Below are 24976 nucleotides of genomic sequence, written 5' to 3' on the forward strand. Positions count from 1 at the left end.
GGCCGCCGCGGCACCGGCGGTGCTGTCGGTGGGCTCTGCCACGATCGGCGCCGTGCGGCGCTGGGAGGACTCACCACTCATCGGCCGGGCCGACGAACTGGCCCGGCTGGTGGCGCACGTCGAGCGGGCGGGGCCCGGTGGCCCGTCGGCGGTGCTGGTCTCCGGCGACGCCGGGGTCGGCAAGACCCGGCTGCTCGACGAGCTGGCGCGCCAGGCCACCGCCCGCGGGGTGCGTGTGCTCACCGGCCACTGCGTCGACCTCGGCGACGTGGGCCTGCCGTACCTGCCCTTCGTCGACCTGCTCCGCCCGGTGGTCGCCGACCCGGCGCTCGCGCCGGTGCTGGCCGGCCACCCGGTCCTCACCGGCCCGCTGACCGGCCGGCCCGGTGCGGTGGTGCCCGAGAGCGCCGCTGCCGAGCTGGGCCGGTCGCTGCCGGGGTCGGGGCTGCGCCCGCCGGACGACGACGGCCGCCTCCAGCTGTTCGAGTCGGTCGCCGCCCTGCTCGGCGAGCTGGCCGCCCACCAGCCGCTGCTCGTCGTCCTGGAGGACCTGCACTGGGCCGACCGGTCCAGCCGCGACCTGCTGCGCTACCTGCTGGCCCGGCTGGTCGACCGGCACGTCGAGGAGCCGGTCACCGTCGTCGCCTCCTACCGCACCGACGACCTGCACCGCCGGCACCCGCTGCGCCCGCTGCTGGCCGAGCTGGTCCGGCTGCCCGGTGTCGAGCGGCTCGAGCTCGACCCGCTGCCGGACGCCGAGGTGGAGCAGCTGGTCCGCCGGCTGGCCGCCGAGTCCGGCGGGGCCGCTGCCGCCACGATCGAGGACGTCGTGGCCCGCGCCGAGGGCAACGCCTTCTACGCCGAGGAGCTGGTCGCCGCGGGGCTGGCGGGGGAGGTGCTCCCCGGCGGGCTCTCCGACGTCCTGCTGGCCCGGGTCGAGCAGCTGAGCCCGGCCGCCCAGCAGGTGCTGCGGGTGGCGGCGGTCGCCGGTCGCCGGGTGCGGCACGAGCTGGTGGCGGCGGTGAGCGGGCAGGCCGACGGCGCGCTCGAGCAGGCGCTCGCCGAGGCCGTGCACCACCACCTGCTGGTCGTCTCCGAGGGTGGCCGCTACCGCTTCCGGCACGCGCTGCTGCGCGAGGCCGTGCTCGCCGACCTGCTGCCCGGCGAGCGGGTGCGGCTGCACGCCGCCATCGCCGCCCAGCTGGCGGCCGAGCCGGGGGCCGGCACGGCGGCGGAGCGGGCCCACCACCTGCGGGAGAGCAACGACCTGCCCGGTGCGCTGAGCGCGTCGCTGGAGGCGGCCGACGCCGCCCGCCGGGTGGGCGCACCGGCTGAGCGGCTGCAGCACCTGGAGGCGGTGCTCAGCCTCTGGTCGGCGGTGCCCGACGCTGCTGGGCGAGCCGGGCGGCAGCAGTGGGCGGTGCTGCTGGACACCGCCGCCGCGGCCCGCGCGGTCGGTGACCTGCACCGGGCCGTGGCGCTGCTGCGGTCGGCCCAGGAGCTGCTGGGCGCCGACGGCGACCCCGAGGCGCGGGCCCGGGTGCACTACACGGCGGCCCAGGTCCTCGGCCGGATCGAGGAGGCGGCCGAGGCGCACCGCGAGAGCGCGGCGGCGATGGCGCTGGTGCCGGCCCACCCGCCCTCGGTGGTGCGCACCTGGGCGGCGGCCACCCATGCCCGCACCAGCTACAGCCTGGGCCTGGTGGCCGAGGCCGATGCCGCGGCGGAGGAGGCGCTCGCGGCGGCCGACGCCCTGGGGCTCGACAGCGCGTGGGCCGACACCGCGGTCTCCCTGGTCCGCGGCTCGGGCGTCGGCGACCGGGAGGCGGTGCGGGCGCGGTTCGCGGAGGCCCGGGCCCGGGCGCAGCGGTCCGGGGACGCCGACGTCGAGATGCGGGTGTGGTTCAGCCAGGCGGTCACCGCCCACGACGCCGGCGACATGGCCGAGGCGCTGGACCACGCGACGGCGGGGCTGGCCCGGGCCCGGGCGCTGGGGGTCGACTGGTCGTTCTACGGCGCCGAGCTGCGGCACCTGGAGGTGCTGGCCCGCTACGTCCTCGGTGACTGGGACGGCAGCCTGGCCGCCGCCGATGCGCTGGCCCGGGTGCCCGACATGGCCGCGCACGTGCGTGCCGACGGGCTGCTGGTGCTGGTCGGCCGCGGTGACCCCCGGGCGGCCGAGCGGCTGAGCTGGGCGCAGGGGCCGGCCGCCCGCTGGGACAACCACGTGCTGCTCATGCTGGCCACGGTCGCCGCGGAGATCGAGCTGGCCGGCCAGGCCGGTGACGCCGCCACGGCGGCGGAGCGGGCCCGATGGGCCGACCGCCGGCTCCGGGAGCTGTGGGGCGATGAGCGGCTCGCCTCCGTGCGGCTGGTCGCGACCGCGCTGGCGGCGGTCGGCGACGCGGCGGTCGCCGCTCGGCGCGCGGGGGACGACGATGCCGTGGGCCGCTGGGTGGCGGCGGCCGCGGACCTGGCCGAGATCGGCCGCGCAGCGACCCGGACGCCCTGGCCGGTGGGCATCGAGGCGCGCGCCTGGGGTACGCGGCTGGCGGCCGAGCTGGCCCGGGTGCGCGGCGAGGCCGCGGTCGAGCAGTGGCGGCAGGCGGTCGAGGAGTTCGGCTACGGCCACGTCTTCGAGCAGGCCCGCTCCCGGTTCCGGCTGGCCGAGGCGCTGCTGGCCGGCGACGACCGCACCGGCGCAGCCGAAGAGCTGCGGGCCGCGCACGAGGTGGCCGTGCGGCTGGGCGCGGTGCCGTTGCGCACAACGGTCGAGGCGCTGGCCCGGCGCGGGCGGCTCGAGCTCCCCGGGGTGCTGACCGCGACCACCACCGTCTTCACCCCGCGGGAGGCGGAGGTGCTGGCGCTGGTCGCCCAGGGACGCACCAACCGGCAGGTCGGGGCCGAGCTGTTCATCAGCGAGAAGACCGCCAGCGTGCACGTCAGCAACATCCTGGCCAAACTCGGCGCCGCCAGCCGCGCCGAGGCCGTGGCCATCGCCGCCGCCCGCGGCCTCCTCGGCTGACCGGCGTCCCCGCCGTCCCGTCGTCCCGTCGTCCGTCCGTCGTCTGCGCGCATCCGGCCGTCGCCACCGGAGTCGGTCATCGGTGAACGGGTGCCCGCGCTGTGGCGGGCGGCCGGGCGCTGACGCCCGCCGGGTCAGCGCGTGCGCTGGCGGGTGACGGTGCCGCGGAGCCGCTCGACCCAGCCGTCGAGCAGGTTCGTGCGGTCCTGCGGGGTGGCCGGCGCGGTCGGCATCAGCAGCCACAGCGCCAGGTAGAGGAACAACCCGGCGCCGCCGGCGAAGACGAGCGCGACGAACCCGAGCCGCCAGAGCAGCGCGTCGATGCCGGTATGTCGGGCCAGCCCGGCGGCGACGCCACCGACCAGCAGGTCGGTGCGGTCGCGCAGCAACGGCGGACGCTCGGCGGCGCGGTACGGCGTCCCGGCCTGGAGCTGCGGGGTCTCGATCTGCGGGGTCTCGGTCTGCGGGGTCTGGGTGTGCACCGTCTCGGTCATGACACGAGCCTGCGCCCGGCGGCGCCCCGCCGGCATCGGGGAACGCCCGGATCCGACCCTGGTCCGGCAGCTCAGGGTCGCGGGGAGCCGGCCGTCCCGGCGCCCGCCATCCAGCCGATCACCGAGTGACAGCTGGGCGGGCTCTCCGGCTGCCCTCAGCCCCGCTCAGCCGTCACTCGGTGACGGCAGCGGGGCGGCCGCTCGCGGCAGCGGGCGTCAGAGCATGGTGCGGAGGCGCTCACGGCGGGCGCGGAGGACGTCGACCGACGCCGACGCCGACGGCGGGCCGGGCACCGACTGGCGCAGCTGGGTGTGCACCACGGCCTGCGGGGTGGAGGTCTTCGCGGCGATCCGGTTGACCAGCCGGTTGATCTCCCGGCGGAGCTCGGTGGCGTCGCGCCAGGAGCGGCCGACCTCGTCCTCCTCAGGGTGGTCCTCGACGACCATGAAGCCGTCGTCGTCGCCGTTGCGGTGCGAGGCGGCGATCCGGGCGCGCAGCTCGTCGTCGCGCTTGGCCAGCAGCTCGGCGGTCTGGGCGGCGGTGAGCAGGCCGGGGATGCCGAGGAAGTCCTCCGCATCGGCCTCCAGCGGCTCGACGGCGCCGCCGCTGCCCTCGCCGGTGTGCGCCGTCCCGCTGGACAGCACGTGCGCGAACCGGGCGTCGGCCTCCAGCGCCTCCCACTGCTTCATCTCGCCCTCGCGCGGCTCCCGCGGCGGCAGGTCGAGCGCCTCCAGCTCCTCGTCGGGCTGGCTCTTCGGCGGGGGCATGACGTGGTTGCGCTGTTCCTCCATCGAGGCGGCCAGCGCGAGCAGCGGGCGCACCGCGGGGAGGAAGACCGTGGCCGTCTCGTGCGGCGCCCGGGAGCGCACCACGCGGCCGACGGCCTGGGCGAAGAACAGCGGCGTCCGGTAGGAGGTCATCCAGGCCAGGACGGCGGCGCGGGGCACGTCGACCCCCTCGGACACCATCCGCACGCAGACCGCGATCCGGGCCCCGCCGAGGTTGAACTTCTCGATCTTCTTCGACGCCTTCGGGTCGTCGGAGAGGATCAGCTCCGGCGCCTTGCCGGTCACCCGGCGCACGATCTGGGCGTACTCGCGGGCGTCGTCCTGGTCGCTGGCCAGCACCAGGCCGGCGGCGTCCGGCATCCCGGACTCGCGCAGGTGGGTGATCCGGTCGTCCATCGCGGCGATCACGTGCGGCACCCACTGGCCCTTGGGGTCCAGGGCGGTGCGCCAGGCCTGCATCTCCACCGAGCGGGTGCCGGCCTCGCTCAGCGAGGCGGCGACGACCTCGCCGGCGGAGTTCCGCCAGCGCGAGGTGCCGGTGTACGCGGCGAACACGACGGGCCGGACGACGTTGTCGGCCAGCGCCTCCTTGTAGCCGTAGGTGAAGTCGGCCATCGACATGAGGCCGCCCTGGCCCTCGAAGCCGTCCTCGACGTACCGCACGAACGGGATGCGCTCGTCGGCCTTGGTGCGGAACGGCGTCCCGGTCAGGCACAGCCGGCGGGCGGCGCGGCCGTAGGCCTCCTCGACCGCCTCGCCCCAGGAGAGGCCGTCACCGGCGTGGTGCACCTCGTCCAGGATCACCAGCGTCTTGACCGTGGTGGCCCGGGCGGCGTGCAGCATCGGCTTGCCGGCCACCTGCGCGTAGGTGGTCACGTAGCCCTGGGTGCCGGCGCGCACCGGGCCGACGGCGTTGGTCAGGTTCGGGTCGAGCACGATGCCCAGCGCGTCGGCCGCGTCGGCCCACTGCATGCGCAGGTGGTCGGTCGGGCAGACCACGATCACCCGGGCCACCTCGCGGCGCGACAGCAGCCGGGCGGCCAGGGTCAGGGCGAAGGTGGTCTTCCCGGCGCCCGGGGTCGCGGTGACCAGGAAGTCCTTCGGGGACTCCTCCTCGTACTTGCCGAGGGCCGCCTGCTGCCAGGCCCGGAGCGGTCGGCTGGTCGTCTGCGGGGCCCGGGCCGCCGCCTGTGTTGCAGTCGCCATGTCGGGAGTCATTCTGGACGGCGGCCGGGCAACACGCCCAACCACCCACCTCCCGCGCGCGTCCCCTGCCGCCGCGTATGGCGGGCGCCGGCGCGTCGCTGACCTGGGCATACGCGCCCGCTGAGCGGGAGGTGTGGTGCTCGTCATGTCCCGGGCCGGACCGTCCCGTCACCCTCCCCGGCCCCGCCGTCCCCAACCGCCCCGCAGCGCGTCGGCAGACTCCCGGGAGTGACCCGCGGAGCCGACCTGTCCCTGTCCTGGCTGACCTCTGCCGAGGCGGTGCCGGAGGAGGTGCGGGCCGAGCTCACCGCGTGCTGGCGGGACGTCGCCAACGGCGGGGGAGCGGTCGGGTTCGCCCAGCAACTGCCGGTCACCGACGCCGTCGTCCGGCCGGTGCTCGACGACACCGTCGACGCGTTGGGCACCCACGCGCGCCTGCTCGTGGCCCGGCGCGGGGGAGCGCTGGCCGGCTGGCTGGTGCTGACCACGAACGCCGGCCCGGTGCTCGCCCACTGGGGGCGGGTGACCCGGGTGCAGACCGCGCCCGCGCACCGCGGCACCGGTGCCGCCCGGGCGCTGATGCGCGAGGTGGCCCGGTACGCCCGGGACGAGCAGGGGCTGGAGCTGCTGCGGATCGAGGTGCGCGGCGGGGAGGGGCTCGAGCCGTTCTACGAGCGGTTCGGCTGGGAGGTCACCGGCCGCTGGCCCGGTGCGCTGCAGATCACCCCGGACGACCGGCGGGACGAGGTGCTGATGACCCTGTCGCTGACGCACCCACCCGCCGCGTCGTAAGCTGGGTCACGGCCCCTCGACCAGGAGGCCCGATCGGCCCGGCCACCAGCGGGACACCCCCCGCTGCCCGGCGCCGCCTCACCCACCGTGCTGCCTCCTGGAGTCCTCCCGTGTCCTCGTCGGTGCTGTCCCCGTCCTTGCCCCAGCTCGCCCAGCGGCTCACCGGGGTCGCCAGCTCGCCGGTGCGTGAGCTGCTCGCCCTGCTCGACCGGCCGGGCGTCATCTCCTTCGCCGGCGGCCTGCCCGCCCCCGAGCTGTTCGACCTGGACGGCGTCCGGGCCGCCTACGACAGCGTGCTGTGGGGCCCGCGCGCCCGCCACGCGCTGCAGTACGCCCCGACCGAGGGCGACCGCGCGCTGCGGGCACGGGTGGCCGGCCGGATGACCGCGCGCGGCATGTTCAGCTCGGTCGACGACCTGCTGGTCACCACCGGCTCGCAGCAGGGGCTCACGTTGGTCGCCACCGCGCTGCTCGACCCGGGCGCCGTCGTCCTGGTCGAGGACCCGACCTACCTGGCCGCGCTGCAGTGCTTCCAGCTGGCCGGCGCCCGCGTCGTCCCGGTCGCCACCGACGAGCACGGGGTCGACCCGGCGGCGCTGGAGGAGGCGATCGAGCGGGAGGGCCCGGCGCTGGTCTACCTGGTGCCCACCTTCGCCAACCCCACCGGGCGCACGATGCCCGAGCACCGGCGCGCCGAGGTCGTCGAGCTCACCGCCCGGCACGGGGTCTGGCTGGTGGAGGACGACCCGTACGCGGAGCTGCGCTACCGGGGCACCGACGTCGCGCCGCTGGCCGCCCAGCCGGGGGCCGACGGGCACGTCGTCCACCTGGGCAGCTTCTCCAAGATCGCCGCGCCGGGGCTGCGGCTGGGCTGGCTGCGGGCGCCGTCCCGGCTGCTGCCGGCGCTGACCGTCGCCAAGCAGGCCGCCGACCTGCACACCTCCACCGTCGACCAGGCGGCCGCGGCCGCCTGGTTCGCCGCGGCGGACGTGGACACCCACCTGCGCACCCTGCGGCGGGCCTACCGGCAGCGCCGCGACGCGATGGTGGCCGCGCTGCCGGGGACGCTGCCGGCGGGCAGCACCTGGACCGAGCCGGACGGCGGCATGTTCGTGTGGGCGCGGCTGCCCGGCGACGTCGACACCGCCGAGCTGCTGCACCGGGCGCTGGCCGCCGACGTCGCGTTCGTGCCCGGGGCCGCGTTCTACGCCGGGACGCCGGACCGGTCGACCCTGCGGCTGTCGTTCACCACGCACACCCCCGAGCGCATCGCCGACGGCATGGCCCGCCTCGGCGCCGTCCTCCGCGCCTGACGCCGTCCCCGGGCGGCCATGTCGGCCACCATGGCCGCCCCTGGCCCCCTCGCAGGGTCCCGGTCGGCGCGGAGCGGCGGTCGGGGGCGAGGGGGTCCTTCCTCAGGCGCCCTCGTCAACCCAGTCGGGGCCGTTGACCTCGCCGGGGCCGGCCAGGTCGGCGGCGTCGACGATCGTGTAGGCGTAGCCCTGCTCGGCGAGGAACCGCTGCCGGTGCGCGGCGTACTCGGCGTCCAGGGTGTCGCGGCTGACCACGGTGTAGAAGTGCGCCTGCCGGCCGTCGGCCTTGGGGCGCAGCACCCGGCCGAGCCGCTGGGCCTCCTCCTGGCGCGACCCGAACGTGCCCGACACCTGGACGGCGACGGCGGCCTCGGGCAGGTCGATGGAGAAGTTGGCGACCTTGGAGACGACCAGGGTCTTGATCTCCCCGGTGCGGAACGACTGGAACAGCCGCTCCCGCTCCTTGTTGGTCGTCGACCCCTGGATGACGGGTGCGTCCAGTGCCGCGCCTAGCTCGTCGAGCTGGTCGAGGTAGGCTCCGATCACCAGCTTCTGCTCCTCGGGGTGCCGCTCCAGCACCCGGCGGATCACCGGCAGCTTCGACTGCGCGGTGGCCGCGATCCGGTACCGCTCCTCGGGTTCGGCGACCGCGTAGGTCATCCGCTCCTCGTCGTCGAGCGAGACACGCACCTCGATGCACTCGGCGGGCGCGATGTAGCCCTGCGCCTCGATGTCCCGCCACGGGGCGTCGTACCGCTTGGGCCCGATGAGGGAGAAGACGTCGTCCTCGCGGCCGTCCTCGCGCACCAGCGTCGCGGTCAGTCCCAGCCGGCGGCGGGACTGGAGGTCGGCGGTGAGCCGGAAGATCGGCGCCGGGAGCAGGTGCACCTCGTCGTACACGATCAGGCCCCAGTCCTGGGCGTCGAAGAGGTCCAGGTGCCGGTACTCGCCCTTCCGGCGGGTGGTGATCACCTGGTAGGTCGCGATGGTGACCGGCCGGATCTCCTTGCGCTCGCCGGAGTACTCGCCGATCTCGTCCTCGGTCAGCGACGTGCGCGCGATCAGCTCGCGCTTCCACTGCCGGCCGGAGACGGTGTTGGTCACCAGGATCAGCGTGGTCGCCTTCGCCTCGGCCATCGCCGCGGCGCCGACCAGCGTCTTGCCCGCGCCACACGGCAGGACGACGACGCCCGAGCCGCCGGCCCAGAAGCCGTCGACCGCCTCCTGCTGGTAGTCCCGCAGGTGCCAGCCCTCCTGCGCCAGGTCGATCGGGTGCGCCTGCCCGTCGACGTACCCGGCGAGGTCCTCGGCCGGCCAGCCCACCTTGAGCAGCGCCTGCTTGAGCCGCCCGCGCTCGGAGGGGTGGACGACGATCGAGTCGGCGTCGATCCGGGCGCCGAGCATGGGGGCCACCCGCTTGCTGCGGACGACCTCCTCCAGCACGGCCTTGTCGGTGCTGGTGAGCACGAGCCCGTGCACCGGGTTGTTGGCCAGGGTGAGCCGGCCGTAGCGGTCCATCGTGTCCGCGACGTCGACCAGCAGCGCGTGCGGCACCGGGTAGCGGCTGTAGCGCACCAGGGCGTCGACGACCTGCTCGGCGTCGTGACCCGCGGCGCGCGCGTTCCACAGCGCCAGCGGGGTGATCCGGTAGGTGTGCACGTGCTCGGGGGAGCGCTCCAGCTCGGCGAACGGTGCGATCGCCGCCCGGCACTCCTTGGACTGCGGGTGGTCGACCTCGAGCAGCAGCGTCTTGTCGGACTGGACGATCAGGGGTCCGTCACTCACGCGGGCGCATCCTTCGGCTGGGGGATCCGGCGCAGACGTCGCGCGCGGACTGACCACGGTAACGCCGCCGGACGACGTCCCCTTCCGGCCGACGGTGTGCGGCTGGTCGCCCGCGGGTCGACCCGACCGAGGCAGGGTCGAACCGCGAGCGCCCGCGGCGCACCCCTGCCCGGTGCGGGTCAAGCCGCACCAGGGAGTCCGGCGCGCCCCCCAGGGGCCGTCGTCGCGACTTCGGCCCCTGGGGGCGGGTCAGGTCCAGGCGGTGCGGCGGAGCGGGGGGTGCTCGCCGCCCGTGCGCTGCAGGAGCACCTGGTTGACGCCCATGTCGCCGGCCTCGAAGGTGAGCGCGCTGGCGGCCATGTAGAGCCGCCACACCCGGGCCCGGCCCTCGCTGGAGGCGGCGACGGCGGCGTCCCAGTTCGCCTCCAGCCGCTGCACCCAGGCCCGCAGGGTGAGCGCGTAGTGCTGGCGCAGCGCCTCGACGTCGAGCACCTCGAGGTCGCGGGACTCCAGCAGGCCCACCGTCTCGCCCAGGCCCAGCAGCTCGCCGTCGGGGAAGACGTATCGGGAGATGAAGGTGTCCGGGTTCCAGGTGGAGTGGCCGGCGTTCCAGCTGATGGCGTGGTTGAGCAGCCGCCCGCCGGGGCGCAGCAGGCTGCGGAGCTGGTCGACGTAGGCCGGCATCTGCGCCCGCCCGACGTGCTCGGCCATCCCGATCGAGCTGATCGCGTCGAAGGGCCCGTCGTCCACGGCGCGGTAGTCCTGCACCCGGATGTCGACCTTGTCGGTCAGCCCGGCCTCGGCGACCCGCTTGCGGGCCATTCGGGCCTGCTCCTCCGACAGCGTGATGCCCACGACCGTCGCGCCGTACCGGCCCGCGGCGTGGATGGCCATCGACCCCCAGCCGCAGCCCACGTCGAGCAGTCGGGCGCCCTCGGTCAGGCCGAGCTTGCGGCAGACCAGGTCGAGCTTCGCCTCCTGGGCGGCCTCGAGGCCGGTGTCCGGCGACTCCCAGACGGCGCAGGAGTAGACCATCGAGGGGCCGAGCACCAGCTCGTAGAAGTCGTTGCCGACGTCGTAGTGGTGCGAGATCGCGGCGGCGTCCCGGGAACGGGAGTGCCGGTGCCCCTGACTGCCGAGGTCGGCCTCCTCGGCCGGGGGCGCCGGCTCGGGGCCGATCGCGCCCAGGCGCAGTGCGGTCCCGAGGAGGGCCAGCCGCTCCCGCCAGGTGGTCGCCGACGCGGGGCCCTCCTGGTTGAGCCGGCCGGCCGAGCGGAGCGCGGCGAACGTCTCGAAGACGTCGTCCTCCATGTCGATCTCGCCGGCCACGTAGGCCCGGCCGAGGCCCAGCTGCCCGGGTGACCAGAGCATCCGGCGCAGTGCCCGGCGGGAGTGGACCGCCACGACCGGGGCACCGGGCGGGCCGGCCAGCGATCCGTCCCAGCCCCGCAGCCGCACCGGGAGCTCCGTCGTGCCCAGCACCGCACCGAGGGCCTGTGCCAGCCGGTCGGCGACCGTGCGCTCGCTCATGTCCACGCTCCAGGATCCGAGGCGCGTCCCGCTGCCCGTGGGCCGGACAGTGGTTGCGCGCACCAACTGTCCCGCGCAACGCCGGGCGGAGGCAAGATCATCCCGGAGATCCCCGATCAGGGGAACGGGGTTCACGACGGTGCGGAGGAGTCCTCCGACTCGACCAGCGCCACCGAGGTGATCCGGTGGACGGCGAAGGTGCGGTTCTCCCCGCGCCCCTCGTCGAAGCCCTGCAGGAAGCCACCGACCAGCGAGACCGGCTGCACGATCCGCTGGCTGCCGCTGCCCTGGGCGTCGACGTAGCCGAGCCATATCGGCAGCGCCTCGCGCACGGCCCGGGACAGCAGCTCCAGGGTGCTGGCGGTGGTCACCCCCGGCACCTGACGGACCGGTTCGCTGCGCCGGGCGGCGAGCGCGGCGTCGCCGGCCCGGATCTCCCGCACGGTCGCCGCCACGTCCTCGGGCGCCAGCCGCCGGGGCCCGGACGGCGCTGCGGTGCCCGGTCGCCGGCCGGCCGCGCGCGAGGGCGCCTTCGGGCGGGTGAGCACCGCCCCTCCCGAGGACTCCCCGGCCGGGGCGTAGCCGGCCGCGCGCAGCACCGAGAGCACCTCCTCCGGCGGCAGTCCGCTGACCAGTACACCCGGGGCGAGCCGGCGCAGCTCGGCGTTCGCGGTGCGCCGGTCGCTGAGCACCTGGGAGACCAGCCCGTGGTCGTCGGAGCGCACGTAGCACTCGATCGCGCCCACCCGCAGCCGGCCGTGCTGCCGGGCGACGTCGTCGACCAGGTACTCCAGCGCCTGCGGCACCGGGGTGCGGGAGGCGCGGGTGAAGAAGTCGTGCAGGTCGGCCGCCGACCAGCCGGCGTCCAGCGCCCGCCGGATGCTGCCGTCGGAGACCCGGTAGACCGTCGCCCCGCCGGAGGACTCGACGTCGGCGACGACGGCGAGCGTGCCGGCCAGCTCGGCCACCAGCGGGCCGGGGGCGATCAGCGACAGGTCGGGCTGGGCGAGGACGTGGTCGACCGGCTCGGGCAGCAGGCCGCGCATGCCGTCGGCGGCGGCGTCCTCCCCGCCGGCGAGCAGCCCCCGGCCACCCGTGCTGAGCACCCCGCCGACGGCGATGCCCAGCCGCTCGGCCTCGGCCAGCAGGTCGGGCACCGGCGCCAGCCGGTCGGCCCGCCGTGGCGTGCGCCAGCGCAGCAGGGTGACCAGCTCGGGGGCGGTCAGCCCCTCGCCGGGCGGGAACTCGGCCAGCACGGCCAGCGCCGAGCGGCGCAGCGCTGGTGCGGTCTGCCGGACGACGTCGGGCGACAGCACGTTCACCGCCTTGCCCGCCACGTCGCGTTGGCCCACCAGCGAGATGAGCCGGACGCTGGTCAGCCAGCCCTCGGCGAGCACCGCCCAGCGGTCGGGGAGGTCCTGCTCGCGCCAGGCGTCGTAGCCGCGGGTGGGCAGCCACTCGTCGCGCTGCGCGCCGCCGACGTCCAGCAGGCCGGCGGCGTGCGCCAGCTCGACCAGGAAGGCGACGTCGCCCTCGCCGATCCGCAGCTCCTTGGCCAGCCGCTTCTGGTCGCGCACGCCGAGCCCGCCGCTGCGCAGCAGGCCGGCCGGCTCCTCCTCCAGCGCGGTGAGCACGTCGGTGACCCGGCCGATGACCTCGAGCGCGGCGCCGGCGGCCTGCCGGTCGACGATCGCCGGGTCGCGCCGGGTGACCGCCGGTTCGGGGCGCAGCCGCGGTGGGCCCAGCGGGTGGTCGCCGCGCAGCGCGAGGCCGATCTCCCGGGGGAGCTCGACGTTCACCGCGTCGATCCGGGCCAGCAGCCCGGCCTGCAGCAGCCGGCGGGCCGGGGTGAGCGCGCCGCCGGTGCTGTCCGGCAGGTGCCCGACCGGCCGGTCGGCGCTCAGCCGCTCGAGCACGCCGCGCTCGTCGGGGTCGAGCCCGGCGAGGGTGCCGGGCACGTCGCCGGGCAGCGGCACCCGCAGGTCGACGGCCCGCCGGCCGAGCCCGGCCGGGTAGCGGACGGCGCGGCGCACCGGCTCGGGGGCGTGCAGGTCGGCGTCGCCCCACAGCAGCGCCCGGGTGGTCAGCGTCCCGACCGCGGCGTCGACCACCTCGGCCGGCACGTCGGGCAGCAGCCCGGGGAGCTCGTCGCGCGGCACGCCGTCGGTGGGGGAGAGCAGCACCGCGTCGAGCACCTGCAGGGTGGCGGCGTCCAGCTCGTCGAGCGCGCGGTCGACCGAGACCGGCACCGCCAGCCGGGTGGCGAGGCCCACGACGTCGGAGGGGGCGGGGCGCGCCACGTCGGGCCGGGCCACCAGGAGGGCGCCCAGCTGCTCGTCGGTGCGGGTGCGCAGCCAGGCGGCGAGCGTGGCGGGCTGGTCCGGAGACATCCGCTCCACGCTACGTCGCCACCCGCCGCGGCCGCCGGGCCGCACCGGGCTCTGTCACCATCCCGGGGTGCCCGCCCTCGACGACCCGCAGACCCGCACCGACCTGGCCGCGCTCCGCGCCGGGGGGCTGCGCTGGCTGGGCGGCGGGCTGCTGGCCGTCGTCCTGGGGTTCGTGCTGGGCGCGGCCGTCGTCCGGATCGCCGAGGACGGCGGCACCCGGCTCCCCGGCGGTGGGCTGCTGGTCGTGGCCCTGGTGCTCGGTGGGCTGGTCGCCGCGGTCGCCGGGCTCGGCTCGCTGCTGCGCACCCGCCGGTGGGCCGCGGCGCTGGCCCGGGCGCCCTGGCGGTCGGGCCGGCTGCGGATCGCCGGGCCGGCGGTGCTGCGAGTCGAGCCGGACGACCCGGACGACGAGCCGCTGCCCCTGCGGCTGATGTCGACCGCGGTCTGGCGCACCCGGGCGGTGCAGCGGCTGGACGGCGGCGAGGTGCGGTACGCCGAGGTCTCACCGACCGAGTGGGTGCTCACCGCCGACGGCGCCGGCACGGTCTACGGCGCCCGGTTCGCCCGCCGGCGCTGACCCCTCCCAGCGACACGGGGACCCGCGGCGTGCGTGCGGGCTGCCCGGCACGGGAAGATGACCGGTGAGGCACCCGGGGAGCTGACCCGGGCCCCGCACGCAGATGGAGGCGTCATGTCCAAGCGCAAGGAGAAGCACGCCCACCTGGTCGAGCCGACCTGGGGGCAGTCGGAGGGCGACGGCCCGCCGGTCACCGAGCTGGTCAGCGAGATGGCCGGTGGCCTCTCCCCGTTCGGCGAGGACCACGCCTTCCCGCTCCCGCCGGAGCGGCTGCGCTACGTCCACCCGCAGGACAAGCCCAACCGGGCCGGCCTGATGGCGGGCGAGGGCAGGTGAACGCACCCGCGCTGCCGTCCTACAGCAGCGGCACCTCGACGGTGCCCCTGCTGGGCGACACGATCGGGGACGACCTCGACCGGACGGCAGCGCGGGTGGGCGACCACGAGGCGCTGGTGGAGTGCGTCTCGGGCCGCCGCTGGACCTACCCGGAGCTGGTCGCCGACGTCGACGCCTGCGCCCTGGGGCTGGACGCCCTCGGCGTGGCCAAGGGCGACCGGGTCGGCATCTGGGCGCCCAACTGCGCCGAGTGGGTCTTCGTGCAGTACGGGACGGCGAAGCTCGGCGCCGTCCTGGTCACGATCAACCCGGCCTACCGCACCCACGAGCTGGCCTACGTGCTGCGCCAGGCGGGCATCTCCGTGCTGGTCGCCGCACCGGAGTTCAAGGGCAGCGACTACCGGGCGATGGTCGAGCAGGTGCGCGCCGACTGCCCCGACCTGCGCGAGGTGGTCTTCCTCGGCGACCCGCAGTGGCAGCAGCTGATGACCACCGGCCGCGCCGCCGACCACGGGCTGCTCGCCGAGCGGGCCACCCAGCTCTCCCCGGACGACCCGGTCAACATCCAGTACACCTCCGGGACGACGGGCTTCCCGAAGGGCGCCACGCTCACCCACCACAACCTGCTCAACAACGGGTTCTTCGTGGGCGAGGGCTGCGGCTACACCCAGGCCGACCGGGTGTGCATCCCGGTGCCCTACTACCACTGCTTCGGCATGGGGATGGGCAACCTGGGCTGCACCTCGCACGGCGCGACGATGGTCATCCCGGCGCCCGGGTTCGACCCCGCGGCGACGCTGCGGGCGGTGCAGGACGAGCGGTGCACCTCCCTCTACGGCGTCCCCACGATGTTCATCGCCGAGCTGGGCCTGCCCGACTTCGCCTCCTACGACCTGTCCAGCCTGCGCACCGGGATCATGGCCGGCTCGCCGTGCCCGGTCGAGGTGATGAAGCGGGTGGTCGAGGAGATGGGCATGACCGAGGTGACCATCTGCTACGGCATGACCGAGACCTCGCCGGTCTCCACCCAGACCGGTGCGGACGACGACCTGGACCGGCGGACCTCCACGGTCGGCCGGGTGCACCCGCACCTGGAGGTCAAGGTCGTCGACCCGCGGACCGGCCTGACCGTGCCGCGGGGCACGCCGGGGGAGTTCTGCACCCGCGGCTACTCGGTGATGCTCGGCTACTGGGACGAGCCGGAGAAGACCGCCGAGGTGCTCGACGCCGCCCGCTGGATGCACACCGGTGACCTGGCGGTGATGGACGCCCACGGCTACCTGAACATCGTCGGCCGGATCAAGGACATGGTCATCCGCGGCGGGGAGAACGTGTACCCCCGGGAGATCGAGGAGTTCCTGTACACCCACCCCGACGTCGTGGACGCCCAGGTGATCGGCGTCCCGGACGTGCGGTTCGGTGAGGAGCTGATGGCCTGGGTGCAGCTGCGGGAGGGGGCCGAGCCGCTCACCGTCGCCGCGCTGCGGGAGTTCTGCGCCGGCAAGCTCGCCCACTACAAGGTGCCGCGGTACCTGAAGCTCGTCGACGGCTTCCCGATGACGGTCACCGGCAAGGTGCGCAAGGTCGAGATGCGCGAGGTGTCGATCGAGGAGCTGGGGCTGCAGGACGCGGCCGCCTCCCGCTTCGCCTAGGGCGGGGCGCTCCGCGCACCGAGCCGGCAGGTCAGCCGTGCCGGAGCAGCAGGTCGGTGGTCAGGCCGCAGAGGGCGGCGAGCACCACCAGCGCGGTCGCCAGCGCGGCGGCGCGCGGCGCGCGGGCGTCGCCACCGGCCACGGCCGCGGCCTGGGCCTCCCGCTGGCGCCGGGGCGCGACCAGGCCGAGCACGGCCAGGGCGGCGATCGCGGTGACCGCGGCCGGGACGACCAGCCGCAGGTCGCCGTGCACCGCCGCGCTGCGGACGAGCAGGCCGGTGACCAGCAGCAGGCCGATGCCGGTGCGCTGCCAGGCCAGCGCGGTGCGGGCCGGCTGGGTCTCCCCGGAACCGCGTACCGGTGGGCTGCCGGTCACCCGCGGACGATGTCCACCACGACGAGCACCAGCAGCGCCACGACCAGCACCGCGACCAGCGCGGTGACCCAGCGGGCGGCCGCGCTGGCGGGCAGCGGCTGGTCGGCGGCGATCGCCCGCTCGTTGCGGCTGTACCGGCGGTGGCCGGCCAGCGCGGTCACCAGGCCGGCGACGAGCAGGGCCACCGAGACCGCCTGGCCGCCGCCCGGGAAGCCCAGGCGTGGGGCGAACTGGGTCATCGCGACCCCTCCGGCGACCAGGGCCAGGCCGGTGCGCAGCCAGGCCAGCAACGTGCGCTCGTTGGCCAGGCTGAACCGGTAGTCCGGGTGCGGCGGCGGCGCCGGGGAGCCGGGCGGGGTCGACACGGCGGCCAGCGTAGGGGCCGGGTGGCGGCGTCCCCGGAAAGCCCGCCCGGCGCCGTGCCCGGCCGGGCTAGCCTGGGGACCGAGCGGCCGAGGACCGGCCGCGGACGCCCCGGCCGGGACGGTCGGGGGCCGGCGACGAGTGACTGAGGGATCGACGTGCCCAGCGGCAAGGTGAAGTGGTTCAACCCGGAGAAGGGCTTCGGTTTCCTGGCCCACGACGGTGGACCGGACGTGTTCGTGCACAAGGACGCGCTGCCCGCCGGCACCACCGAGCTCAAGCCCGGCCAGCGGGTCGAGTTCGGCATCGTCCAGGGGCGCCGGGGTGACCAGGCGCTGCAGGTGCGCGTGCTCGACCCGCTGCCCTCCGCCGTCGCCGCCACCCGCAAGAAGCCCGACGACCTGGTGCCGATCGTCGAGGACCTGATCAAGCTGCTGGACGACGTCTCGGAGGGGCTGCGGCACGGCCGGCACCCCGACAAGCAGCACGCCCGCAAGGTGGCCGCGGTGCTGCGCGCCGTCGCCACCGACCTCGACGCCTAGGTCACGGCACCGGGGCCCGCCCCCCGCGCGGGGGGCGGGGCCCGGGCACTCCGCGCCCGGGCCGCCGTCAGCCGGCCGGGGGCGCCTCGGTGGTGGCCTCGGTCGGGCCGGCCGCGGTGCGGATGAAGCCGACCGGCCACGCGCCGGACAGCCCCTCGCACGCGTCGGCGTCGGAGTCCTGCACGACCACCAGGTAGAACGTCGCCGGGACGACGTCGGAGGTGGAGATCTCGTCGAGGACGGTGGTGCCCGCCTCGACGTCCACCTCACCGATGCGCTCCTGGAGGTCCTCGTCGAACACCTGCACCTCCCAGCCGGACTCGGCCACCGCGTCGGGCACCTGCAGCACGACGGTGGTCTCCGGCGCGACCTCCAGGATCGGCGGCGAGGTCTGGTAGCGCTGCCCCTCCCCGTCCAGGCAGTACTGGGTGGCGTCGGCGGTGATCGGGTCGCCGCCGGCCTGCACGGTGACCGAGGGGGCGACGGTCTCCCGGCTGCCCGTCCCGGAGTCCCCGCAGCCGCCCAGCAGCGCCAGCCCGGCCAGCAGCGCGGCCCCCGTCGACGCCCGTCCTGCCGTGCTCACGTCATGCCTCCCGATCGATGGTGCGGACGGCCCGGCGGCTGCGCAGGCTCCAGAGGGTGAGGCCGACGGCGAGCACGAGCAGCGCCGCGGCCACGGTGAAGCCCAGCCAGCCGATGGTGGGCAGGGCGACCCCGAGCGCGCCGCCGACGACCCAGGCCAGCTGCAGCCAGGTCTCGGAGCGGGCGAACGCCGAGGCCCGCAACCGGTCGGGCACCTCGCGCTGGATGATCGCGTCGAGGGCCGACTTGCCCAGGCCGTTGGCGACCGCGGCCACCCCGGCGACCAGCGCGGCCATCGGCAGGCTGAAGGTGACGGCGGCCAGCACGGTGATCGCGGCGGCCACCCCGGCCGCCACCAGCACCACCTTGTCCGGGCTGGTCGTGTGCAGCCGCGACCCGGCGGCGGTGCCCAGGAAGCTGCCGGCCCCGGCGGCGACGGCGATCGAGCCGAGCGCGACGGTGGCCGCCCAGCCGTCGTCCACGGTCGCCTGCACCAGGAAGGCGGAGAAGATGGTGAGGAAGCCGCCGAGCCCGCGCAGCGCCGCGGTGGCGCGCAGCGCGGTGACCACGTGCGGGGTGGTGGCCCGCCGCCGTCCGGGCAGGTCGATCGGCGCGGTGCGCAGCACGTCGGCTGCCTCCTCACCGGCCGGGACGTCGACGTGCGGTGGCAGCCGGAGGGCGAGCACCGCGGCCACGGTGAACACCGCCGCGGTGGCACCGAGCTCCCAGCCGAAGCCGAGCACCGCCGCGATCCCCGCGCCGACGGCCCCGAGCACCCCGCCGGCCGCCAGGCCGAAGACCGACAGCCGGGCGTTCGCCGAGGTCAGCGACATCGGCCCGGGCAGCACCCGCGGGACGACGGCGGCGCGCAGCACGTTGAACCCCTTGCTCAGCACCAGCACGCCGAGCGCAGCCGGGTAGAGCGCCAGGTCGTCGTGGTGGGCGGCCATCAGCAGCGCCAGCACGGCCCGCGCGGCCAGGCTGCCGCTCAGCGCCCAGCGCCGGCCGCGCTGCAGCCGGTCCAGGGCCGGCCCGATCACCGGCGCCACCAGCGCGAAGGGCGCCATCGTGACCAGCAGGTAGAGCGCGACGTTGCTGCGCTGGGCGTCGGCCGCGGCGGCGAAGAACAGCGTGCCGGCCAGCGAGACGGCGATCATCGCGTCGCCGGCGACGTGCAGGGCGTTGACCCAGACCAGCCCGGACAGGCCGGTGTCGCCGGCGCCGTCGGCCCGGCCGGCGGCCCGCACCCGGCGGACGGCGGCGCCGCCCAGCTCGCGGGTGCGCGCTGCGGCCACTCGGGTGACGGTCACCTTCGGCGCACGGGCCCCGAGTCCGGACGACGTGGCACCGGGTGCGGCCGGGGTGACCCCGGGGCCGACCGTGGTCGGTGCGGTGCCGTCGGTCGTCGGGCGGCCGGCGGCGCTCGGTGGCTGCGCGGCGGCAACCGGGCGGGCGGCGGTGGGGGTGTCGTCACCGGGCGGCTGGCTCGCCGCCACCGGCAGCGGCCGGGTCTGCTGACGGCGGACCCCCATCGGCGAGGTGTCGACGCCGGGCTCCGGCGCCCGGCGCGCGGCACGCAGCCGCCGGCGGGCGCGAGGGGCGGAGGAGTCGGGCACGGCGCCCATGGTGCCGCAGCTGCCTGTGCCGGTCCGCTGCCCTCGGCCTCGCCCTGAGCCCCGGCCCCGGCCTCGGCACCCGGTCGCGGCCGTGCCCCGGACCGGCGGTGCCGCAGGCGCCCGGTCCGGCCGGCCGGCCCCGGCCCCGGGTGCCTGGTCGGCGCTCGTGGGTACGACCGGCGACGCGACACCCGCCCGGGTGGCGCCATCGGTGACAATGGGGGGCGTGTCCGACTCCGAGTACGCCGCTGCCCCTGGCCCCACTCCGGACGAGGTGCTGGCCGCCGCCGTCGAGCAGGCCCGTGCCGCCGCCGTCGAGGTCGCCGGGGACGCCGCCGCCGTGGGCGAGCACCTGGGGGTGACCCCCGAGCCGGTCGGCGTGGACGAGGCCCTCGAGCTCGGCGCCGTCCGCACCCACTCCTTCGCCGCCACCCTGCCCGGCTACGTCGGCTGGCACTGGGCGGTGACCCTGGCGGTGGTGCCCGGCGACGCGGCCCCGACCCTCGACGAGGTCGTGCTCCTCCCCGGCGACTCCGCGCTGCTCGCCCCCGCCTGGGTGCCCTGGAGCGAGCGGCTGCGCCCCGGTGACCTCTCGGTCGGCGACGTGCTGCCCTCCACCGAGGACGACCCGCGCCTGGTCCCGTCCTACCTGGCCGACGACGACTCCGCCGACGACCCGGCCGGCCGGGTCGTCGCCGAGGAGCTGGGCATCGGCCGCGAGCGGGTGCTGTCACCCGAGGGGCGCAACGAGGCCGCCACCCGTTGGCGGGAGGGCGACTTCGGTCCGCGTTCGTCGATGGCCCGGCACGCGCCCGGCCCCTGCGCCACCTGCGGGTTCTACCTGCCGCTGGCCGGGTCGCTCCGCCTGTCGCTGGGGGCCTGCAGCAACGCCTTCTCCCCGGCCGACGGGCACGTGGTCACCGCCGACTACGGCTGCGGGGCGCACAGCCAGGCCAGCCTCGAGCGCACCGACGGCGAGCCGGCCGAGTTCACCCCGAGCGCGCGCTACGACACCGCGGACTTCGACGTCCTCTGAGCGCAGGGCTCAGCGCTGGCCCTGCCAGCGCATGAGGGCCAGGCCCAGGCCGGGCAGCACGACGCCGGCCACGCACGTCCAGGTCCAGACCGGGTCGACCCGATCGCCGAGGAACAGCAGCACGACCAGCGCGACCGCCCAGAGCGCCGTGCCGGCCAGCACGACCCGGGTGGTGTCGACCTGCAGCGGCGGGGGAGAGGGGCGGGTGGGCGCGGGCACGCCCCGACCCTAGGTCCGGCGCAACCGGAACGGAACGCAGGTGGAACGACCTGGCCCGGCGCGTGTGGCACGCTGTCGCCGCTCGATGTCAGCTGCGCCGGGCGGTCCGCCGGTGTGTCGACACCGCCGGGGCCGTGCCGGTCGCCGTCCCCCGGGGGTCACCCATGCCCGACAAGTCCCGCAACCGTGCCCGCAAGGTCGCCGGTGGCGCGGGTGCGACCGCAGCCACCGGCACGGCGCCGGCCCCGGCGGACGCCGGCGTCCCCGCCGAGGTCGTCACGGGCCCGCGGCGCAGCGCCGGCCCGCAGATCCGGCCGAGGAACGGGGTCGACCGGTACTTCGAGGTCACCGCGCGGCGCTCCACCTTCGGGCGCGAGGTGCGCGGTGGGCTGACCACCTTCTTCACGATGGCCTACATCGTGGTGCTGAACCCGATCATCCTGTCCGGTGCGGACATCGACGGGAACACGCTGCCGTTCGCCTCCGTCGCCGCGGTCACCGCCTTCGTGGCCGGCGCGCTCACCATCGCGATGGGCGTGATCGGCCGGTACCCCTTCGCCCTCGCGGCCGGCCTGGGCATCAACGCGATCGTCGCGGTCTACGCGGCCACCGAGCTGACCTGGCCGGAGATCATGGGCCTGGTCGTGCTGGAGGGCCTGCTCATCACGGTGCTGGTGCTCACCGGGTTCCGCCGGGCGGTGTTCGAGGCGATCCCGGCGCAGCTGAAGATCTCCATCGCGGTGGGCATCGGCTTCTTCCTCACCATCATCGGCCTGGCCGACGCCGGGGTGATCCGGCCCGGCTCGCCGCTGATCAGCTTCGGCGTCGGCGGTCAGCTGGCCGGCTGGCCACTGCTCACCTTCGTCGTCGGCCTGCTGGTCACCAGCGTGCTCGTCGTCCGGCGGGTCAAGGGCGGGCTGCTCATCGGCATCGTCGTCACCACGCTGTTCGCCATCGTCGTGGAGGCGATCGCGCAGGTCGGGCCGCGCACCGGCGCCGACGGCAGCGAGGCCAACCCGCGCGGCTGGGCGCTGCAGGTGCCCTCGTGGCCCGACGACTGGATCGGCCTGCCCGACCTGTCGCTGATCGGGGACTTCTCGCTGTTCGGTGGCTTCTCCCGGATCGGCGTGCTGGCCGCCGTCCTGATCGTCTTCGCGATCATGATCGCCGACTTCTTCGACACGGTCGGCACGGTGACCGCCGTCGGCGCCGAGGGCGACCTGCTCGACGAGGACCGCAACCTGCCCCGCTCCCAGCCGGTGCTGCTGGTCGACTCGCTGGCGGCTGCGGCCGGTGGTGCCTCCAGCGTCTCGTCGAACACCACCTACATCGAGAGCGCGGCCGGGGTCGGCGACGGTGCCCGCACCGGGCTGGCCAGCGTCGTCACCGGCGTGGTGTTCCTGGTCGCGGCCTTCTTCACCCCGCTGGTGCAGGTGGTGCCCTCCGAGGCCGCCGCACCGGTGCTGGTCATCGTCGGCGCCATGCTGATCAGCCAGATCCGCGACCTGGCCTGGGACGACATGTCGCTGGTCATCCCGGCCTTCCTCACCATCGCGCTGATGCCGTTCACGTACTCGATCACCAACGGGATCGGCGCCGGGGTGGTCAGCTTCGTGCTGCTGCGGCTGGCGGTCGGCCGCCGCCGGGACGTGCACCCGCTGATGTGGATCGTGGCCGCGGTGTTCGTCGTCTACTTCGCGCTCGAGCCGATCCAGCAGCTCCTCTGACGAAGGACCCCCGTCCTCCCCACCCTTCGCGAGCTCAGGGCGGGCCCCTGGACGGGGGCCGTTCCAGTACGTCGCCTCGCTCGGGGCGGGCCCCCGGACGGGGCAGGTCGTTAGTCATGCTTCCTTTCTACGGTTAAGGTGGAACACGTGGCACGGACGACGCTGGACACCGCGGCGCTCGCCCACGACCTGCGGCTGGCGGTGATGCGCTTCTCCCGGCGGCTGCGCAACCAGCGGGTGGACACCTCGGTGACCCTCACCCACCTGGCCGCGCTGTCGACGCTCAAGCGGCACGGGCCGATGAGCCCGGGCGAGCTGGCCACCCACGAGCGGGTGCAGCCCCCGTCGATGACCCGGGTGGTGGTGGCGCTGGAGGCCAAGGGCCTGGTCACCCGGACGCCGCACCCGACCGACGGGCGGCAGGTGGTCATCGAGCTGACGCCTGCGGCCGAGGAGCTGATGAACGAGGAGGTCCGGGCCCGGGAGGCCTGGCTGTCCGGGCACCTCCAGGAGCTGACCGCCGAGGAACGCGCCGTGCTGCGCGAGGCCGCGGTGATCATGGACAAGCTCGCCAGTGGGTGACCTCGACGGCTGCTGACCCCACCCCGCGCGCCGGCATGTTCCGGGCGCTGCGCGTGCGCAACTTCCGGCTCTACGTCTCGGCCAACCTGGTCAGCCAGACCGGGACGTGGATGCAGCGCATCGGGCAGGACTGGCTGGTGCTCCAGCTGTCCGGGGACAGCGGCGTCGCGCTCGGCATCACCACGGCACTGCAGTTCGGGCCCACCCTGCTGTTCAGCTTCTACGGCGGCGTGCTCGCCGACCGGTACGACAAGCGCCGGGTGCTGATGCTCACCCAGGCGGTGATGGGCGTGCTGGCGCTCGGGCTCGGGCTGATGGTGGCCACCGACTCGATCGACCTCTGGCACGTCTACCTGCTCGCCCTGGGCCTGGGCGTCGTCTCCTCGCTGGACACCCCGGTGCGGCAGTCCTTCGTGTCGGAGATGGTCGGCCCGGGTCTGCTGGCCAACGCGGTCAGCCTCAACTCCACGGTGTTCAACGGGGCTCGGCTGATCGGGCCCGCGGTGGCCGGTGCGCTGATCGCGGTCTCCGGCGGGGACACCGCCCCGGCGTTCCTGGTCAACGCCGCGAGCTTCGCCACCACCATCGCGGCGCTGGCCTTCATGCGGGTCGGGGAGCTCGACCGCAGCACGCCGGTGGCCCGCTCCCGCGGGCAGCTGCGGGAGACGCTGGGCTACACCCGCCGGCACCCCGACCTGATCCTGGCGATGGTGCTGGCCTTCACCGTGGGCACCTTCGGCTTCAACTCCCAGATCACCATCGCGCTCATGGCCAAGGAGGTCTTCGGCCTGGGCGCCGGCGCCTTCGGTCTGCTGTCCACCGCCTACGCGGTCGGGTCGCTGTCCGGCGCGCTGCTGTCCACCCGCCGCAGCGCCCGGCCGCTGCAGCGGTTCCTGGTCGTCTCCGCCGTCGCCTTCGGGCTGCTGCTGGTGGTCAGCGGCCTGATGGGGCACTACGTCGCCTTCGCCGCGCTGCTCGTCCCGACCGGTGCCGCTGCCCTGGTGTTCAGCGTGGCCTGCAACAGCTTCGTGCAGCTGGGCGTCGAGCCGCAGATGCGCGGCCGGGTGCTGGCGCTGTACTTCATGGCCTTCATGGGCGGGACACCGGTGGGGGCACCGCTGATCGGCTGGGTCTCCGAGCGGTTCGGCGCGCCGTGGGGCCTGATCGGCGGCGGCATCGTCTGCATCGTCGTGGCGGCGGCCGCGGGCGTGGTGCTCTCGCGGGGGGCACCGGGTACGCCTCGAGCTGCACGTCGTCCCGCCCAGCGCCCACCTGCACGTGGCCCCGGCGCGGCTGCCGAACCGGGTCGCGGGCCTCGCGGAGGCCGCGGACGGGGCCGTACCCGGGGAGCAGGCGACGCGCGACCCGGTCCGCTGAACCGGTCGCGGACAGCGTTCGCGTTGTCACACCGCGCTGACGGACGTACCGTCGCTCCGTGCCCTCCGCAGGGTCGGTCGCCGCAGACCTCACCACGAGCTCGCTGCACCTCGCCGTGATCATCGCCATGGTCGCCGCAGGGGTCGCCGTGCTCGTCTGGTTGCTGCGCGTCTTCACCGGGCAGCGGCAGCGCGACGTGGCCGCCCAGCGGCGGGCCCGCGAGCAGGTCGACCAGCCGCCCCGGCCACCGGCCGCCCCGTCGACCCGGTTCATGGAGGCGACGCCCCCCGGCCCGGGGGTCGCCCCGCCCCGCCGCCGTCCGGCTGCCGGGCACCACCCCGCCGGCCGCCGGGCCCCCGGGACCGGCCAGCAGCGGGCGGTCTCGTCACCGCGGGCGGTGTCACCCGCCGTCCGCCGTCCGCTCCAGCTCGTCGCCGCCGACCTGCGGCGGCTCACCCGGGAGCTGACCACGGTGCCCGGTGGCATGCCGATGGCCCGCCGGCGCGGGCTGCTGGCCGCCTACGACGATGTGCTGGTCGAGGCCGCCGACCTGCTGCAGGTGCCGCACCGGCTGCTGGACACCCCCGAGACGGCCCGGGAGTTCGAGCGGCTGCGGCTGCTCGGAGAGCTGGAGGCCGCCGGGCTGGTGACCGGCTGAGCGGGTCGG

22 protein-coding genes are annotated in these 24976 nt (G+C 75.8%); 12 read left to right on the forward strand and 10 right to left on the reverse strand.

The features are described from left to right. The first annotated feature begins 28 nt into the window (after positions 1-28). Positions 29-3025 carry a helix-turn-helix transcriptional regulator gene (locus ACJTNH_RS08875; protein WP_458174706.1) on the forward strand — a complete coding sequence of 999 codons (2997 nt, stop codon included), beginning with the start codon at positions 29-31 and terminating at the stop codon, positions 3023-3025. Between the two features lie 134 nt (positions 3026-3159). On the opposite strand, the gene ACJTNH_RS08880 is transcribed toward ACJTNH_RS08875, so the two are convergent. Together ACJTNH_RS08880 and ACJTNH_RS08885 are read right to left on the reverse strand one after the other, a co-directional pair. Beyond that, the gene (locus ACJTNH_RS08880; protein WP_458174708.1) at positions 3160-3519 is read right to left on the reverse strand and encodes a PspC domain-containing protein; all 360 of its coding nucleotides are present in this window, start codon (positions 3517-3519) and stop codon (positions 3160-3162) included. Between the two features lie 216 nt (positions 3520-3735). Next, complete coding sequence (locus ACJTNH_RS08885; protein ID WP_458174710.1) at positions 3736-5514, reverse strand: DEAD/DEAH box helicase; 1779 nt, start codon at positions 5512-5514, stop codon at positions 3736-3738. Positions 5515-5742: 228 nt separating this feature from the next. Between ACJTNH_RS08885 and ACJTNH_RS08890 the strand changes: the two genes are divergently transcribed. Both ACJTNH_RS08890 and ACJTNH_RS08895 read left to right on the forward strand, forming a co-directional pair. Then, the gene (locus ACJTNH_RS08890; protein ID WP_458174712.1) at positions 5743-6306 is read left to right on the forward strand and encodes an N-acetyltransferase family protein; all 564 of its coding nucleotides are present in this window, start codon (positions 5743-5745) and stop codon (positions 6304-6306) included. A 110-nt stretch (positions 6307-6416) separates the two neighbouring features. After that, positions 6417-7619, forward strand: coding sequence for an aminotransferase-like domain-containing protein (locus ACJTNH_RS08895; RefSeq protein WP_458174714.1), 1203 nt, complete (start codon positions 6417-6419; stop codon positions 7617-7619). 102 nt (positions 7620-7721) lie between these two features. On the opposite strand, the gene ACJTNH_RS08900 is transcribed toward ACJTNH_RS08895, so the two are convergent. The 3 genes from ACJTNH_RS08900 to ACJTNH_RS08910 form a co-directional block, all read right to left on the reverse strand. Continuing rightward, positions 7722-9404 (reverse strand): DNA repair helicase XPB, encoded by a 1683-nt coding sequence (locus tag ACJTNH_RS08900; RefSeq protein ID WP_458174716.1) that lies wholly within the window; start codon positions 9402-9404, stop codon positions 7722-7724. 249 nt (positions 9405-9653) lie between these two features. Then, positions 9654-10934, reverse strand: coding sequence for a class I SAM-dependent methyltransferase (locus tag ACJTNH_RS08905; protein WP_458174718.1), 1281 nt, complete (start codon positions 10932-10934; stop codon positions 9654-9656). Positions 10935-11065: 131 nt separating this feature from the next. Continuing rightward, positions 11066-13324, reverse strand: coding sequence for a helicase C-terminal domain-containing protein (locus tag ACJTNH_RS08910; protein WP_458174720.1), 2259 nt, complete (start codon positions 13322-13324; stop codon positions 11066-11068). 67 nt (positions 13325-13391) lie between these two features. Between ACJTNH_RS08910 and ACJTNH_RS08915 the strand changes: the two genes are divergently transcribed. The 3 genes from ACJTNH_RS08915 to ACJTNH_RS08925 all read left to right on the forward strand — a co-directional run bounded on the left by ACJTNH_RS08915 (position 13392) and on the right by ACJTNH_RS08925 (position 15889). Then, positions 13392-13901, forward strand: coding sequence for a hypothetical protein (locus ACJTNH_RS08915; RefSeq protein WP_458174722.1), 510 nt, complete (start codon positions 13392-13394; stop codon positions 13899-13901). Positions 13902-14015: 114 nt separating this feature from the next. Further along, on the forward strand, positions 14016-14237 hold the full coding sequence (locus ACJTNH_RS08920) for a hypothetical protein (protein ID WP_222192423.1): 222 nt from the start codon (positions 14016-14018) through the stop codon (positions 14235-14237). Further along, on the forward strand, positions 14234-15889 hold the full coding sequence (locus ACJTNH_RS08925) for an AMP-binding protein (RefSeq protein WP_458174724.1): 1656 nt from the start codon (positions 14234-14236) through the stop codon (positions 15887-15889). Before ACJTNH_RS08920 ends, ACJTNH_RS08925 begins: the two co-directional genes overlap by 4 nt. A gap of 31 nt (positions 15890-15920) precedes the next feature. On the opposite strand, the gene ACJTNH_RS08930 is transcribed toward ACJTNH_RS08925, so the two are convergent. Beyond that, a complete protein-coding gene (locus ACJTNH_RS08930) occupies positions 15921-16265 on the reverse strand; it encodes a DUF202 domain-containing protein (protein WP_458174726.1) in 345 nt (114 codons plus the stop codon). Beyond that, on the reverse strand, positions 16262-16630 hold the full coding sequence (locus ACJTNH_RS08935) for a YidH family protein (protein ID WP_458174728.1): 369 nt from the start codon (positions 16628-16630) through the stop codon (positions 16262-16264). Before ACJTNH_RS08935 ends, ACJTNH_RS08930 begins: the two co-directional genes overlap by 4 nt. Positions 16631-16786: 156 nt before the next feature. On the opposite strand from ACJTNH_RS08935, the gene ACJTNH_RS08940 reads away from it, so the two are divergent. After that, complete coding sequence (locus tag ACJTNH_RS08940) at positions 16787-17170, forward strand: cold-shock protein (protein ID WP_222192419.1); 384 nt, start codon at positions 16787-16789, stop codon at positions 17168-17170. 67 nt (positions 17171-17237) lie between these two features. On the opposite strand, the gene ACJTNH_RS08945 is transcribed toward ACJTNH_RS08940, so the two are convergent. Then, positions 17238-17753: a DUF2771 family protein gene (locus tag ACJTNH_RS08945; protein WP_458174730.1), complete on the reverse strand. Its 516-nt coding sequence runs from the start codon at positions 17751-17753 to the stop codon at positions 17238-17240. 1 nt (position 17754) lies between these two features. Next, the gene (locus tag ACJTNH_RS08950; RefSeq protein ID WP_458174732.1) at positions 17755-19368 is read right to left on the reverse strand and encodes an MFS transporter; all 1614 of its coding nucleotides are present in this window, start codon (positions 19366-19368) and stop codon (positions 17755-17757) included. Positions 19369-19585: 217 nt separating this feature from the next. Here ACJTNH_RS08950 and ACJTNH_RS08955 point away from each other — a divergent pair, with 217 nt between their 5' ends. Beyond that, complete coding sequence (locus tag ACJTNH_RS08955; RefSeq protein WP_458174734.1) at positions 19586-20404, forward strand: DUF3027 domain-containing protein; 819 nt, start codon at positions 19586-19588, stop codon at positions 20402-20404. 9 nt (positions 20405-20413) lie between these two features. Here the strand turns inward: ACJTNH_RS08955 and ACJTNH_RS08960 are convergent, their stop codons facing one another. After that, on the reverse strand, positions 20414-20623 hold the full coding sequence (locus tag ACJTNH_RS08960) for a DUF2530 domain-containing protein (protein ID WP_458174736.1): 210 nt from the start codon (positions 20621-20623) through the stop codon (positions 20414-20416). 164 nt (positions 20624-20787) lie between these two features. Here ACJTNH_RS08960 and ACJTNH_RS08965 point away from each other — a divergent pair, with 164 nt between their 5' ends. From ACJTNH_RS08965 to ACJTNH_RS08980, 4 genes are all read left to right on the forward strand, one after another. Continuing rightward, positions 20788-22350 carry an NCS2 family permease gene (locus ACJTNH_RS08965; RefSeq protein ID WP_458174738.1) on the forward strand — a complete coding sequence of 521 codons (1563 nt, stop codon included), beginning with the start codon at positions 20788-20790 and terminating at the stop codon, positions 22348-22350. 147 nt (positions 22351-22497) lie between these two features. Next, positions 22498-22932, forward strand: a complete 435-nt coding sequence (locus ACJTNH_RS08970; RefSeq protein ID WP_222192414.1) for a MarR family winged helix-turn-helix transcriptional regulator — start codon at positions 22498-22500, stop codon at positions 22930-22932. Continuing rightward, the gene (locus ACJTNH_RS08975) at positions 22929-24428 is read left to right on the forward strand and encodes an MFS transporter (RefSeq protein ID WP_458174740.1); all 1500 of its coding nucleotides are present in this window, start codon (positions 22929-22931) and stop codon (positions 24426-24428) included. The genes ACJTNH_RS08970 and ACJTNH_RS08975 overlap by 4 nt, the downstream gene beginning before the upstream one ends. Further along, positions 24368-24967 (forward strand): hypothetical protein, encoded by a 600-nt coding sequence (locus ACJTNH_RS08980; RefSeq protein ID WP_458174742.1) that lies wholly within the window; start codon positions 24368-24370, stop codon positions 24965-24967. The genes ACJTNH_RS08975 and ACJTNH_RS08980 overlap by 61 nt, the downstream gene beginning before the upstream one ends. The last annotated feature ends 9 nt before the right edge of the window (positions 24968-24976 follow it).

This window comes from Modestobacter lacusdianchii (genome assembly GCF_054177765.1).

Bases quoted from the DNA above. Each gene is read 5' to 3' on its own strand.
- ACJTNH_RS08880 (WP_458174708.1), bottom strand. From the start codon at position 3,519: ATGACCGAGACGGTGCACACCCAGACCCCGCAGACCGAGACCCCGCAG.
- ACJTNH_RS08885 (WP_458174710.1), bottom strand. From the start codon at position 5,514: ATGGCGACTGCAACACAGGCGGCGGCCCGGGCCCCGCAGACGACCAGC.
- ACJTNH_RS08905 (WP_458174718.1), bottom strand. From the start codon at position 10,934: ATGAGCGAGCGCACGGTCGCCGACCGGCTGGCACAGGCCCTCGGTGCG.
- ACJTNH_RS08910 (WP_458174720.1), bottom strand. From the start codon at position 13,324: ATGTCTCCGGACCAGCCCGCCACGCTCGCCGCCTGGCTGCGCACCCGC.
- ACJTNH_RS08920 (WP_222192423.1), top strand. From the start codon at position 14,016: ATGTCCAAGCGCAAGGAGAAGCACGCCCACCTGGTCGAGCCGACCTGG.
- ACJTNH_RS08955 (WP_458174734.1), top strand. From the start codon at position 19,586: ATGGGGGGCGTGTCCGACTCCGAGTACGCCGCTGCCCCTGGCCCCACT.
- ACJTNH_RS08965 (WP_458174738.1), top strand. From the start codon at position 20,788: ATGCCCGACAAGTCCCGCAACCGTGCCCGCAAGGTCGCCGGTGGCGCG.